This is a genomic window from Halostagnicola bangensis, from assembly GCF_054653435.1.
In genome coordinates this window covers 304314-317469 of record NZ_BAAIGG010000004.1, presented here as the reverse complement: position 1 = coordinate 317469, position 13156 = coordinate 304314, and the positions used below count along the sequence as shown (strand labels likewise).

At 61.0% G+C, this 13156-nt stretch carries 9 protein-coding genes; 5 read left to right on the top strand and 4 right to left on the bottom strand.

The window, feature by feature from the left end:
* Window positions 1-113 precede the first annotated feature (113 nt).
* Window positions 114-1271 (top strand): thiamine pyrophosphate-dependent dehydrogenase E1 component subunit alpha, encoded by a 1158-nt coding sequence (locus tag ACYQ14_RS21220; protein ID WP_459891229.1) that lies wholly within the window; start codon window positions 114-116, stop codon window positions 1269-1271.
* A 13-nt stretch (window positions 1272-1284) separates the two neighbouring features.
* On the top strand, window positions 1285-2253 hold the full coding sequence (locus ACYQ14_RS21215; protein ID WP_459891227.1) for an alpha-ketoacid dehydrogenase subunit beta: 969 nt from the start codon (window positions 1285-1287) through the stop codon (window positions 2251-2253).
* Window positions 2254-2305: 52 nt separating this feature from the next.
* On the opposite strand, the gene lpdA is transcribed toward ACYQ14_RS21215, so the two are convergent.
* The 3 genes from lpdA to ACYQ14_RS21200 form a co-directional block, all read right to left on the bottom strand.
* The gene (lpdA, locus tag ACYQ14_RS21210; RefSeq protein WP_459883764.1) at window positions 2306-3730 is read right to left on the bottom strand and encodes a dihydrolipoyl dehydrogenase; all 1425 of its coding nucleotides are present in this window, start codon (window positions 3728-3730) and stop codon (window positions 2306-2308) included.
* Window positions 3730-5283, bottom strand: a complete 1554-nt coding sequence (locus ACYQ14_RS21205; RefSeq protein ID WP_459891225.1) for a dihydrolipoamide acetyltransferase family protein — start codon at window positions 5281-5283, stop codon at window positions 3730-3732. Before ACYQ14_RS21205 ends, lpdA begins: the two co-directional genes overlap by 1 nt.
* A gap of 867 nt (window positions 5284-6150) precedes the next feature.
* The gene (locus ACYQ14_RS21200; RefSeq protein WP_459891223.1) at window positions 6151-6909 is read right to left on the bottom strand and encodes an IclR family transcriptional regulator; all 759 of its coding nucleotides are present in this window, start codon (window positions 6907-6909) and stop codon (window positions 6151-6153) included.
* Window positions 6910-7080: 171 nt separating this feature from the next.
* Here ACYQ14_RS21200 and ACYQ14_RS21195 point away from each other — a divergent pair, with 171 nt between their 5' ends.
* Window positions 7081-7590: an LUD domain-containing protein gene (locus tag ACYQ14_RS21195; protein WP_459891221.1), complete on the top strand. Its 510-nt coding sequence runs from the start codon at window positions 7081-7083 to the stop codon at window positions 7588-7590.
* A gap of 1 nt (window position 7591) precedes the next feature.
* Window positions 7592-9844 (top strand): LUD domain-containing protein, encoded by a 2253-nt coding sequence (locus ACYQ14_RS21190; RefSeq protein ID WP_459891219.1) that lies wholly within the window; start codon window positions 7592-7594, stop codon window positions 9842-9844.
* Between the two features lie 204 nt (window positions 9845-10048).
* Here the strand turns inward: ACYQ14_RS21190 and ACYQ14_RS21185 are convergent, their stop codons facing one another.
* Window positions 10049-11458 (bottom strand): GntP family permease, encoded by a 1410-nt coding sequence (locus ACYQ14_RS21185; RefSeq protein ID WP_459891217.1) that lies wholly within the window; start codon window positions 11456-11458, stop codon window positions 10049-10051.
* 262 nt (window positions 11459-11720) lie between these two features.
* On the opposite strand from ACYQ14_RS21185, the gene ACYQ14_RS21180 reads away from it, so the two are divergent.
* A complete protein-coding gene (locus ACYQ14_RS21180; protein WP_459891215.1) occupies window positions 11721-13103 on the top strand; it encodes an FAD-binding oxidoreductase in 1383 nt (460 codons plus the stop codon).
* The last annotated feature ends 53 nt before the right edge of the window (window positions 13104-13156 follow it).

Sequence of the window (13156 nt, the reverse complement as noted above, 5' to 3'; positions counted from 1 at the left end):
ATCCCGGCGACGGCGGCTACTGAAAATCGCCCTCGAAGATGTCCCGACTCACGGCGGCGCGAAGCGACGGTTACAAAGATTTATATCGCAGATGACGACATCTACATTGTGAGATGAACGACAGTCAACGACCAGTTTCCACCGAGTCGGTCGACGTCGGCATCGATCCGCTCTCGCAAGCAAAACTGGAGATGGACACCTATCAGGTCGTCCGTCCCGACGGATCCTACGACGCCGACCGGATTCCCGACGTGGACGACGAAGCGTTCCTCGATCTGTATCGTTGGATGCTGCTCCAGCGCGTTTTCGACACTCGAGCCACGAAACTCCAGCGCCGCGGTCTACTCGGCACGTACCCGTCGGGCCGCGGCCAAGAGGCGAGCATTATCGGCGGCGGATTCGCCCTCTCGCCCGACGACTGGATCTTTCCGTACGGCCGGGAGACCGGCGCGCTGTTGATGCACGGGCTCTCGATGCGGGACCTGCTCCTGTACTGGCGCGGCATCGAGGACGCCTCGCGCATGGACGGCGCGAACATTTTCGGCCTCGCGATCTCGATCGGGTCGCACATTCCGGTCGTCACCGGCAAAGCCTGGGGAATGAAACTCGAGGGCGAAGACAGGGTAGCGTTCGCAAACCTCGGTGACGGCGCGACCTCGACCGGCGCGTTCCACGAAGGGATCAACTTCGCCGGCGTGCTCGACGTGCCCGCCGTGTTCTTCTGTCAGAACAACCAGTACGCGATTTCGCGGTCGTTCGACGGGCAGACGAACGCCGAGACGGTCGCCCAGAAGGCACTGGCCTACGGAATGGACGGCATTCGGGTCGACGGCAACGACGTCCTCGCCGTCTACAACGCGGTCTCGAAGGCGCGAGAGCGCGCACTCGAGGGGAACCCGGTGTTAGTCGAAGCCGTGACGTACCGACGGGGGGCCCACACGACGAGCGACGATCCGACCCGGTACCGATCCGAATCGGAAGTCGAAGAGTGGGCGGAACAGGATCCGCTCGAGCGCTATCGGTCGTTCCTCGAGGAGACCGGGCGCTGGGACGCGATCGACGAGGATGCGATCGAGCAGGAAGTCGAAGCGGAGTTCTCCGAAGCGGTCGACGCCGCGGACGCGTTCGAAGATCGGGGCATCGAGGCCATTTTCGATTACCTCTACGAGGAGAAACCCCCGGAACTCGAGCGCCAACTCGAGGAGTTCCGGGAGCTCCTCCAGGAACGACCGGATATGTACGACCACATCGAACACCGACCGAAGGGATAACAGAGGGGACACAATGAACGCGACAATTATCGAAGCCGTCAACGACGCATTGCACGAGGAGATGACCAGCGACGACAAGACGGTCGTCTTTGGACAGGACGTCGCCGAGTCCGGTGGCGTCTTTCGAGCCACCGAGGGCCTGCTCGAGGAGTTCGGAGAAGAGCGCGTCCTCGACACTCCGCTCTCGGAGATCGCCATCGCCGGGGCCGCCGTCGGACTCGCAACACACGGCTACAAACCGATTGCAGAGATCCAGTTCTCGGGCTTCCTCCCGCCGGCGTTCGATCAGCTCGTCACCAACGCCAGCCGCATTCGCTGGCGGACGCGAGGCGAACTCACCGCACCGATGGTCGTCCGAACCCCCTACGGTGCCGGCGTCCGGGCGTTAGAACACCATGGAGAGAGTCTCGAGGGAGCCTACGGGCACATACCCGGCCTGAAGCTGGCGATTCCGTCGACACCCCACGACGCGAAGGGGATGCTCATCAGCGCCATCCGCGATCCCGATCCGGTGCTGTTCATGGAACCCAAACACGTCTACCGCTCGATCCGCGACGAGGTTCCTGAAGGCTCCTACACCGAACCGCTCGGCGAGGCGGCGATCAGACGGGAGGGCCAGGATCTCACCGTCATCTCATGGGGCTCGATGATGCACAACACGATGGAGGCCGTCGACAACCTCGAGGGGGTCGACGCCGAAGTGATCGACCTGCGAACGATCTCCCCCTTCGACAAGGAGACCGTCGTCGAATCGGTCGAGAAGACGGGCCGGTGCGTCGTTGTCCACGAGGCGGCCAAAACCGGCGGCTTCGGCGGCGAAGTCGTCGCCACCATCAACGACGAGGCGCTCATGTACCTCGAGAAGCCGGTCAACCGGGTCACCGGCTTCGACGTTCCCGTTCCGCTCCTCTCGATGGAAGACTACTACATTCCGCATCCGCCGAAAATCGAAGAGGCGATCAAAGAGACCGTCGATCGCTGAGTCGTTCCTCGAGTTCGAAACGATCTGTTGAACGGCTCGACACCGAATTTTCCTACCGATTCAGCGTGTGAATCGCTTTTCCCTGCGCGTTTTCGGCCGCCTCCATCACCGCCTCCGAGAGCGTCGGGTGCGTGTGAACCGTGCCGGCGATATCCTCGAGTTTCGCGCCCATTTCGATCGCGAGGCCGAGTTCGGCGACGAGTTCGGAGGCTTCGGGCGCGACGACCTGTGCGCCGAGCACGAACCCAGTATCTTCGTCGGCGACGATCCGGACGAAGCCGTCCGACTCGTCCATCGAGAGCGCTCGGCCGCTGGCCCGCATCGGCATTGTTCCGACAACGGGCTCGAACCCGGCCTCTTCGGCTTCGGCTTCGGTCATCCCGACCGTCCCGATTTCGGGGTCCGTAAAGACCGCCGCCGGAATCGCCTGCTGGTCGAGCGCCGCCGGTTCGCCCGCCGCGACCCCGGCCGCCACCAACCCTTCGGCGCTGGCCTTGTGCGCCAGCATCGGCTCGCCGGCGACGTCTCCGACTGCCAAGACGTGCTCGAGGTCCGTTCGTGTATACTCGTCAGTCTCGAGGAAGCCGCGCTCGTCGGTCTCGAGACCGATTTCGTCCACCTCGAGTTCGTCGGTGACGGGTTCGCGACCGACTGCGACGAGCACGCGGTCGGCCTCAAACACCGACTGCTCGCCGTCTTCGTCCTCGGCGACGACTTCGATTCCCTCGTCGGTCTCGCGCCACTCGCTCGCGCCCAGACCGAACTCGAAGTCGATGCCGAGGGCTTCAGCTCGCTCCCTGACGACGCGTGCGATGTCGTCCTCGTAGGTTGGCAGGGCATCCTCGAGCATTTCCACGACAGTCACGTCCGCACCGGCTTTCGCAAAGACCGTCGAGAGCTCCATCCCGATGTAGCCAGCGCCGACCACCACGAGTTCGTCCGGGACCTCATCAGCCTCGAGCGCTTCGCGCGAGGACCAGACAGGGTCGTCGGCGAAGTCGAAGCCGGGAATCGACATCGCGCGGCTTCCGGTGGCGACGATGGCGTGTTCGAACTCGATCGACTCGCTCCCCTGGCCTTCGCCGCCGTGGGCGACCCGAACGGCGTCCTCGTCGATGAACGTCGCGGTGCCCTCGATCAGCGAGACGCCGTTTGCCTTACAGAGTTTTTCGACGCCGCCGGTGAGTTGGTCGACCACGCCGTCCTTCCACTCGACGAGCGCTCGCATATCGATCGACGGGTCGGCGTGGATGCCCATCTCTTCGGCGTTCGCCGCGTCATGTGCGACGTCCGTCGCAGTGATCATCGCTTTCGAGGGGATACAGCCGTAATTTAGGCAGGTCCCGCCGTAGGCGTCCTTTTCGACCAGCGTCGCGTCGAGCCCGTGTTGGGCGGCCCGAATCGCCGCCACGTAGCCGCCGGGTCCGCCGCCGATTACCAATACATCCGTCGCCGTCCGCACATCTCCCATCACCATTAGTCTAGTAGTAGCAGTTCAGGATTGTTCAGGTATCGCTTGACCTCGTTCGTAAACTGTGCCGCCTCCGCACCGTCGACGATCCGGTGATCGACCGACATCGAAATCGGCATCGTCTCGCGAACCACCAGCTCGCCGTCCTCGGCCCATGGCCGCTCTTTCATCGCCCCCAACGCGAGAATGCCCGCCTCGGGGTAGTTGATGATCGGCGAGGCGTATTCGCCGCCGATCGCACCCACGTTCGTGATCGTGAACGTTCCGCCCTGCATCTCCTCGAGTCCGATCGACCGATCTCGAGCCCGTTCGGCCTTGTCGTTGATCTCTCGAGCTAACTCGAGCAGGCTTTTCTGATCCGCATCGTCGATGACCGGCACCATGAGCCCGGCATCGCTGGCCACCGCGATCCCGATGTTGTACTCGTCGTGGAGGAGGATCTCTTCGGTCTCCTCGTCGAGTTCGGCGTTGATCGCCGGCACCTCCTTCAGCGCCGCAACGACTGCTTTGACCGCGAACGGCATGTACGTGAGTTTCGTCTCGCGCGCTTTGGCCTCCGATTTGAGGCGGCTTCGGGCCGCGACAAGTTCCGAGACATCGACTTCGTCGTGGTGGCTCACGTGGGGTGCAGTATACTTCGAGGTCGCCATCTGCTCGCCGATGGTTTTTCTTACCCCGCTGTAGGGAATCCGATCGCCTGGACGCTCGTCGTCGGTGCCCGCCCGAGAAGGCGTCTCGGGAGCGGACGACGGCGTCGCGGCTGGCCCGTCACCGCGCGAAAACGCTCGAACGTCCTCGGGCGTGACGAACGGTTCGCCGTCCCGGCGTTCGCTCGCCGGAACGTCGTCGAGAGAAACGCCCTCCTCGAGGGCGAGTTGACGGGTCGCCGGCATCGCCAGCGTTCGATCTCGACCGGCGGCCTCGAGGGAAGCGGACGCGGACTGCCCGTCAGCCTGTTCGCTTTCGTCGCGCTCGATGCCCGCAACGGTGGAAGCATCCGCCCCCTGCTCAACCGCAACCGAGGATGAATCCGATCCGCCGGAAACGTCTCCGGCGTCTCGGCGGGCCGTTTCACGCACGTCCCGTTCCGTAATTCGATCGCCGGATCCGGCGCGTTCGACTGCCTCGAGTGAAACGCCGAGTTCGCGCGCAACGTTCCGGACGCTCGGCGGGGCGAACACGCGTCCATCGGGCAGACTGGGTCCGTCTCCGACCCCCGATTCGACGGACTCCGGTGGCCCGGATGGATCCGGTACTGCTTCGGCCGAGTCCGACCCGTCGGTCGCGCCCCCCGCGTCAGCGTCGTCGGCGGACTCCCCGTCCACGTCGAACACCACGAGCACATCACCGACCGGGACCGTCTCACCTTCCTCGGCGCGTCGTTCGACGATGACGCCATCGTACGCTGATGGGATTTCCACCAACGCTTTGTCGGTTTCGACCTCCGCAATCGGTTGGTCCTCCTCGACGTGCTCGTCGGTATCGACGAGCCACGTAACAAGTTCTCCTTCAGCCACTCCTTCGCCGACATCAGGAAGTTCAAACTCCGTTCTCACCATACAGGGTGATACCTCTCGTGTACAGAACTATACGCTCTTCGGTAAGACGCCGACAGCCGCGTTCGGTGAAATGCCGACAATTCGCGTTCGCGTTCCGTCACCGGGTCTCTGAACACTTTCGCGAGCGAGCGCAATCGACGTCGAGGTCGACCGGCTCACCTTCGATCGATCGGAGACGACGCTGATGGCGACCCTGTGAACCCGCTCGTACCCCCGCCGAACCGATACCGCGAACGATACGAACTCTAAAACAACCTGTGGGGACCAGCTAGTAGACAGAAGAGAACAGGCGGTTACTAGTATTCCAATATCGGAAAGATGTTATCAGATCTATAGGATTTTCCGGAGCGACTCCTCGCTACCAGTGCGGGCCGAATTCGGACTGTGAGGGACACAGTAGTGGGAGGTATTACAATCATATATCCGTAATAGAAGGAGGATAGCGAGCGGGAGTCGAGACAGCGGTAAGTACTACTGGAGGGAGAGCGTTTGAGAGAGGAAACTGTGGGTTTCGGAGAGGAAAACCGACCTGAGTTCGCGAAGCCTCGAGAGATCCGTTCTCACGAGAACGTCCATACAGATCTGAAAAGCGGAGGAAGAAGCCGGTGCTACGGCTGAGTATACCGTTCGGCGCGCGGTACTCTCCTGAGTGGTACCGTCCTGAAAACCGTCGTGGTGCATCGGTCGAATTAGCAGTCAAAGATAACGAGCAGGTGGGAGCGAACACCACTTGCGAATCAATATTCTATCCGATCGAATAGTATTTCGGCTATGGAAAACGATTTGCGACGGAGTTTCGTTACCGAAAGCCGGTCGGGAGAGCGGGAGTCGGGAAATCGCTTCACGAAGTACCCGAAACCGTTCCGACTACGAAAAAACGAACCGAAGTTCGATGACGTTCGCTATCTCTTCGACCGCTTCGCTCAATTCTGCCCGCCGCTCTTCGTTCGTGAACCGATTGACGGGCCCGGAAACGCTTATTGCGCCGATGACATCGTCGTCGACGATGACGGGAGCCGAGATACAGTACAGTCCGTGGATCGTCTCCTGACGGTCGAACGCCAATCCCCGTTCCGCTATGTGCTCGAGTTCCTCGAACAGTTCTGCGCGAGAGGTTATCGTATGTTCAGTGAGTTCCGGAAGGCCGTGCTGATCGACGATTGCTTCGACTTCGGAATCCGGCATGTGAGCGAGGATCGCCTTCCCCGTCCCAGTTGCGTGCATGTAATTTCGCTCGCCGCTAGACATGAACACGTCGGCCGAGTTTCTGGGGTTGGTCGCGTAGAGACAGATACCCTTTCCGTCCATTTCGACGACGAGATTCGTCGGTTCGCCGGTTTTGCTCGCCAGTTCGTCGATGTGCTGTTTGGCCATCTGATAGAGTTCGAACCGCTCCTGTACGGACGAGCCGAGAGTTAAAAATTTACAACTGAGCCGGTAGGTATCCCCGTCTTTGGTTACGTAGCCGTTTTCCACGAGCGTGTTGAGATGCGTGTATACGGTGCTCTTCGAAACCGGCATCTCCCGAGCGATTTCCGATACCCCCGCTGGTTCGGCATCAGCGACTATCTCGATGATCTCGAGGGATCGTTCGACTGCGTGAATCTTCTTCGATTGTCCTTCCATCGTCCGTTGGTCGTTCTGCTAGCTATTACATCTTTTCCCCTCTCGAAAACACAGTTTCTGTACGCGTAGTTAGTTTCGGACAAAGAGTTCGCGAACGCATGCGTTGATTCATCCCGTTGACCGATTCCGACCGTCGAAACGCTTAATTAGATTCGTTGAGATTCCATCTGTATGACTACGACGCCGGTAGACGCGTTCGAACAATCCCTGGCAGACCTTCCGGTGCGGATCAGACGTACCGCTACCGACGATTTCGACGAAACACTCGAGGCGTGTCTCGACCCGCCCACGATCGGCGTGGCGCTGCCGTTCGATGATATCTCGCTCGCGGACTATCCGATAACGCTCAACCCGACCGGCGAGGAGCTACTCGCGGCGTCGACGGGCGTCACTGCCGGCGGACCGGCCATCGCCGAGTACGGCAGCATCGTCGTCACCTCGAGGTTCGACGGAGCCGAGCACACGAGTCTCTACCCCGACAAACACGTCATCGTACTCGCCGCGAGCGATATCGTTCCCACCCTCGCAAACGCCATTTCGGAACTCGAGGAAGCCATCGACGACGGCCTCACAAGCGCAGTCATCACGACTGGACCGAGCGCAACCGCAGACATGGGCGCTCCGGTATACGGTGCACACGGACCCGAGAAAGTCGACGTAATCATCCTCACCGACAGATAATATGACGGACCAACCAAACCAACTCACCCGTCGAGAGAAGACGGCGAAGATCCGACACCTCCTCGAAACGGAAGGCGAAACCGTCCACGAAACCGTCACGCCGTTTAACGAAGGTCGATATCGCCGTTACGATGAGATGGACGATCTCGAGGAGTACCGGGCCGAGGCGCGTCGAATTCAGAAAGACGCAATCGATCGGCTGCCCGAGCTAATCGAGCAAGTTCGCGACACCGTCACCGAAAACGGTGGAAGCGTCTACCTCGCCGAGGACGCGGCCGACGCTCGCCGCCACGTGACCGAAATCGCCGAATCGAAGGGGGCAGAACGCGTCGTCAAGGCGAAGTCGATGACCACCGAAGAGATCGAACTCAACGACGCACTCGAGGCGGCGGACCTCGACGTCTGGGAGACCGATCTCGCTGAATTCGTCCTGCAGATCGCCGAGGAAGAGCCGAGCCACATCGCGTCACCGGCGATACACAAGTCTCGAGAGGAGATCGCCGCCCTGTTCAACGCACACTTCGACCTCGACGAACCGCTACAGACGCCCGAGGAGCTAACGAGCTTCGCTCGAGAATACCTGCTCGAGCGCATCACGACGGCCGATATCGGCGTCTCCGGTGCGAACTTTATCGCGGCCGATACGGGAACCCTCGCGTTGATCACGAACGAAGGAAACGCACGCAAGTGTATCGTCACGCCCGACACCCACGTCGCAGTCGCGGGCGTCGAAAAACTGATCCCGACGATAGCGGACCTGCCGCCGTTCCTGAACCTCATCGGACCGGCCGGAGCGGGACAGGATATCACGGCGTACGTATCGTTGTTTAGACCGCCGGTCGATTCGCCCGTCGCCGACTTTTCCGAACCCGACGAGCCAGCGTTCGACGCCGGTAACTCGGACCGATCATTCCACCTGGTGCTAGTGGACAACGGACGAATGGCGATGCGCGAAGACGAAGCGCTACGCGAGACGCTGTACTGTATTCGATGCGGCGCGTGTGCGAACTCGTGTGCGAACTTCCAGCAGGTGGGCGGTCACGCGTTCGGGGGAGAGACGTACTCGGGCGGGATCGCGACCGGCTGGGAGACCGGCGTCCACGGCGAGGAGAGCGCCGCCGAGTTCAACGACCTCTGTACCGGGTGTTCGAGGTGTGTCGACGCCTGTCCGGTAAACATCGACATTCCGTGGATCAACACGGTCGTCCGCGACCGCATCAACCACGGGGCCGATACATCGGCGTTCGATCACCTCGTCGACGGGTTGACCCCGGACGACGAGCCGACGGGTATCGACCGGAGCAAGCGCCTGTTCGGAAACTTCGAAACGCTCGCGAAGTGGGGGAGCCGGACCGCGCCGCTGTCGAACATGATCGCCGACGTGTCCGTGTTGCGGTCGGCGCTCGATCGGGTCGCGGGTGTCGAACACGAGCGGGAACTCCCCCGATTCCAGCGAGAGACGTTCAGGGCGTGGTTCGAGGCTCGAGACACCGTCGAACCGTCCAATCCCGTTCGCGAAGCGGTGCTGTATCCGGACGTGTACACGAACCACGTTCAGGTCGAACGCGGGAAGGCCGCCGTTCGCGTCCTGGAAGCGCTCGACGTCGACGTCACCGTTCCCGACGTCCCCTCGAGCGGGCGTGCACCGCTGTCCCAGGGGATGATAGACACCGCGTCGTCTCACGCACGGGGCGTTCACGCCGCGCTCGCACCCGACATCGGGGACGGAAGGGACATAGTCGTCATCGAACCGAGCGATCTCGCGATGTTCCAGGGGGAGTACGAGCGACTCCTTCCGGGAGACGCTCACGAACCACTGGCCGAGAACAGCTACGAACTCCTCGAGTACGTCTTCGGACTCCTCGAGAACGGCGCGGAGACGAGCGCGCTCTGTGGACCCGACGATCGGATCGCGGCCCGCGGCGACATCGGCACGGAAATCGCCTACCATAGCCACTGCCAGCAGCGGACGCTCGGCCTCGAGGGCCACACCGTTGCCGTCCTCAAGCGCGCCGGCTACGATGTCGTGACGTCCGACGTGGAGTGTTGTGGAATGGCGGGAAGCTTCGGGTACAAATCGGAGTACTACGACCTGAGTATGGCCGTCGGCGACGTGCTTCGGGAGCAGTTTACCGAGCCGGAAACCGAAGACCGGACCGTCGTCGCCAGCGGCACCTCCTGTCTCGATCAGTTAGATTCGCTGCTCGAGCGACCGAGTCGCCACCCGATTCAGGTGCTCGATCCGGGACGCTGAGGGCACTGTTTCGCGGGACGGCGAGACGGGAAACATCGCCCGCTACGTCGTTCGTTTGTTCGGATAGGTACTAACGAAAACGGCTTCCGGCAGTTCATAGGGTCGTTCGTAGTTCTCTCCCGGCGTAGATACTCCGTCGCCGGATTCGTCCCCCGAACCTCGTCCTCTGCTCAGACTGGCTGAAAAGAGGTACGAACGACCCTATCAGGCCATCGGGAAAATTGTCGCGATCACGAGCGTCATCGCCAATCCGACGATCGACATGATGAACCCGACGAACGAGAAGGTCCGCAGCGTTTCGTCGTGTTTCAGCCCGCCGATTTCGTTGATGATCCAGAACGGACTGCTGTTGTGCCACGCGAAGAACATCGAGCCCGTTCCGATCGTCAGCATCAGGTAGACCGGATGAACCTCGAGTTGCCCCATAAGCGGTGCCATCATCGTCGCACTCGTTATCATCGCCACGGTGAGCGAGCCCGTAGAAACGATCAGGACGGCGGCGATGAGCCAGGCCGTGATGAGCGGTCCGACGCCGATCCCTTCCATGAACGACACGAAAAAGTCGCCGACTCCGGCAGCGCCGAGCATCGCACCGAACGCTCCGCCGGCTGCCGTTATCGCGATAATGTTACCACCGTCCTTGATGGCGCTCGTGAGGCCGTCGCTGAAATCGTCGCTCGTCTCCGCCTCGAACCGGTAGAACGTCCAGATCGCGGCGATCGCGGCGATCGTCAGCGCGATGTTAGCGTCTCCCAGGAATTCGGTCGCAGTGACGATCTGGGTGCCTTCGGGGAGAAACGTGGTGCTGATAGTGTTCGACGCGATGAGCACAATCGCGAGCAGGATCGGGAGCAAAGCCTCGAAGGTCCCCGGAAGTTTCTCGATCGGTTTTTGCGTCGTTTCCTTGAGATCCTCGGCCGTCGTGCCCAACGCTTCACGGAGTGGGATATCCATCCGATCGTCGATCCAGCGCCCGTAGACGAGACCGCCGACGATCGACGACGGAATGCCGATCAGGAGCCCCATCCCGATGACGAGACCGAGGTCCAATCCGAGTTCGCCCGAAACCGCGAGCGGACCGGGAGTCGGCGGGACGAGGGCGTGAGCGGCGAACGCGCCGCCGATTATCGCGGCGGTGTACAGCGCCATCTTTTCGCCGGTGCGTGCCCGCATAGAGCGGGCGATCGGAGCGAGCAAGTAGAACACGGTGTCGAAGAACACTGGTATCGACAGGAGGTAACTACTTCCAAGCAGTGTGACGCCCTCACGGCCTTCCCCGAACGTCGAATGGAATGCCCGAACGATCCGGTCGGCCGCCCCACTTTCGATGAGACACTTGCCGATCAACGCCGCCATCAGGATCGGGATGCCGATCGCAGTGAGGATCTCGCCGAACGAACCGGCGACCTCGGGCCCGACCGACGGAACGGCGATGTCGGGCGACAGAATGCCGACGACGAACGCGGCGACGATCAACGCGACGAATGCGGGCAGTTCCAATCGCATGAGCAACACGACGACTATCAAGATGCCGATAGCCAGAATGACGACCGGATTTAGTAGCGTTTCTGCGAGTAACGGCGTCGGCTCTCCTGCTATGAATGATGATAGCATGCAACAGGTACAAGCCAAGTGAAATATTTATAATTTTTTGTGGGTTAACCCACATGAACTTGTTATATTCAAGGTTCCCCGCCATATACCGGTTCAATTTTTGATCAGAAGGGCGAATACAACTCGCGCAGGATCGCTGTTTACAGTTGTACCTTCCGGACTTTTTCGAACGCGGTCAGCTAGCGTTTTTCTCGGCGAAGGTCGGTCGCATCCGGTCTCCGCCGAACCATATAAGTAGTCATATGTAGTGGTATCTTACCACATGGATATCGATTTCCTCACCGACACCCCACTCGATGCTGAGCAGTTCTCGACCGATCCGCGCCGTCGAGAAGAACACAAAACCGACTGGGGAACCCCCGACGAAGAAGGAACGATGCCGGATGCCGTAGTGTGGCCCGAAACGACGGCGGAAGTCGCCGCAGTATTGCAAGGAGCAAACCAACGGGGGATTAGCGTCACACCCTATGCCGCCGGGACGAGTTTGGAAGGGCACGCCGTCCCGGTCGCTGGCGGCATCAGCCTCAATATGACGAAGATGGACGAAATCGTCGACGTCAGAGCGGACGACTTTCAGATCGACGTTCAACCCGGGGTCTTCGGGTCGGCTATCAACGAGGCGGTCGAGCGAGACGGGTTGTTCTTCCCCCCGCTTCCCTCCTCCGGGAAAATTTCGACCATCGGCGGGATGATCGCCAACGACGCGAGCGGGATGCAGACGGTCAAATACGGCGAGGTACACGATTGGGTCCTGCGCCTCGAGGCCGTGCGTCCCGACGGAACGGTGATCGAAACAGGAAGCAGGGCATCGAAAACCTCGAGCGGGTACAACCTGATGGATCTCCTCGTCGGCAGCGAAGGCACCCTCGCCGTGGTCACCGAGGCGACGCTCGAGCTCGCCGGCATTCCCGAGCAGATCTGGGGCGGCCGAGTACGCTTCGAGAATCGGACGGAAGCCTCCGCGGCGATTTCCGACATTGTTCGTTCGGGCGTGGATGTCGCAAAGATAGAACTCATCGACGAACGCAGCGCCGGGATGGCGTGTCGATACCTCGGCGCTGAATTTCCACATGCCCCGATGGCGTTCGTCGAGTTTCATGCGAATCACGACATCGAGGCGGAAGTCGATTTCTGCCGCGCGATCCTCGAGGAGTACGACATCACGGATGTCGATATCGGAGCGACTGGGCCCGAGATGAACGAACTATGGGAGATCCGAGAGGAGATGGCGTCCGCACTCAAAGAGTACGATCCGAAGTTAGAGATGCTCACATCGGGCGACGTTACGGTTCCGATCAGCAAGTACGCGGATTTAATGGCGTATATTTCGACCATTGAAACGGAACACGATCTCGAGATTCCCTGTTTCGGTCACGCGGGTGATGGGAACATCCACTACACGGTCATGGTACGCGTCGAGGACGAGGAACACCGAGCCCTCGGGGAGCGCGTCGACGAGCGTATCGTCCGTCACGCCATCGAACTCGGCGGGACGGCAACGGGCGAACACGGGGTTGGTCTCGGAAAGCAGCGGTATCTTCCGGTAGAGTACAACGACGGAACGGTCGACACTATGCGGCAAGTGAAAGCGGCATTCGATCCCAACGGAATCTTGAATCCGGGGAAAATCTTTCCCCCGAAATAACGCGCTATCTGAGCGCCGAGAGCGTCCGAGGCTACGAACGCTGTCGAACCCGG

Bases quoted from the DNA above. Each gene is read 5' to 3' on its own strand.
- ACYQ14_RS21220 (WP_459891229.1), top strand. From the start codon at position 114: ATGAACGACAGTCAACGACCAGTTTCCACCGAGTCGGTCGACGTCGGC.
- ACYQ14_RS21215 (WP_459891227.1), top strand. From the start codon at position 1,285: ATGAACGCGACAATTATCGAAGCCGTCAACGACGCATTGCACGAGGAG.
- lpdA (WP_459883764.1), bottom strand. From the start codon at position 3,730: ATGGTGATGGGAGATGTGCGGACGGCGACGGATGTATTGGTAATCGGC.
- ACYQ14_RS21205 (WP_459891225.1), bottom strand. From the start codon at position 5,283: ATGGTGAGAACGGAGTTTGAACTTCCTGATGTCGGCGAAGGAGTGGCT.
- ACYQ14_RS21200 (WP_459891223.1), bottom strand. From the start codon at position 6,909: ATGGAAGGACAATCGAAGAAGATTCACGCAGTCGAACGATCCCTCGAG.
- ACYQ14_RS21195 (WP_459891221.1), top strand. From the start codon at position 7,081: ATGACTACGACGCCGGTAGACGCGTTCGAACAATCCCTGGCAGACCTT.
- ACYQ14_RS21190 (WP_459891219.1), top strand. From the start codon at position 7,592: ATGACGGACCAACCAAACCAACTCACCCGTCGAGAGAAGACGGCGAAG.
- ACYQ14_RS21185 (WP_459891217.1), bottom strand. From the start codon at position 11,458: ATGCTATCATCATTCATAGCAGGAGAGCCGACGCCGTTACTCGCAGAA.
- ACYQ14_RS21180 (WP_459891215.1), top strand. From the start codon at position 11,721: ATGGATATCGATTTCCTCACCGACACCCCACTCGATGCTGAGCAGTTC.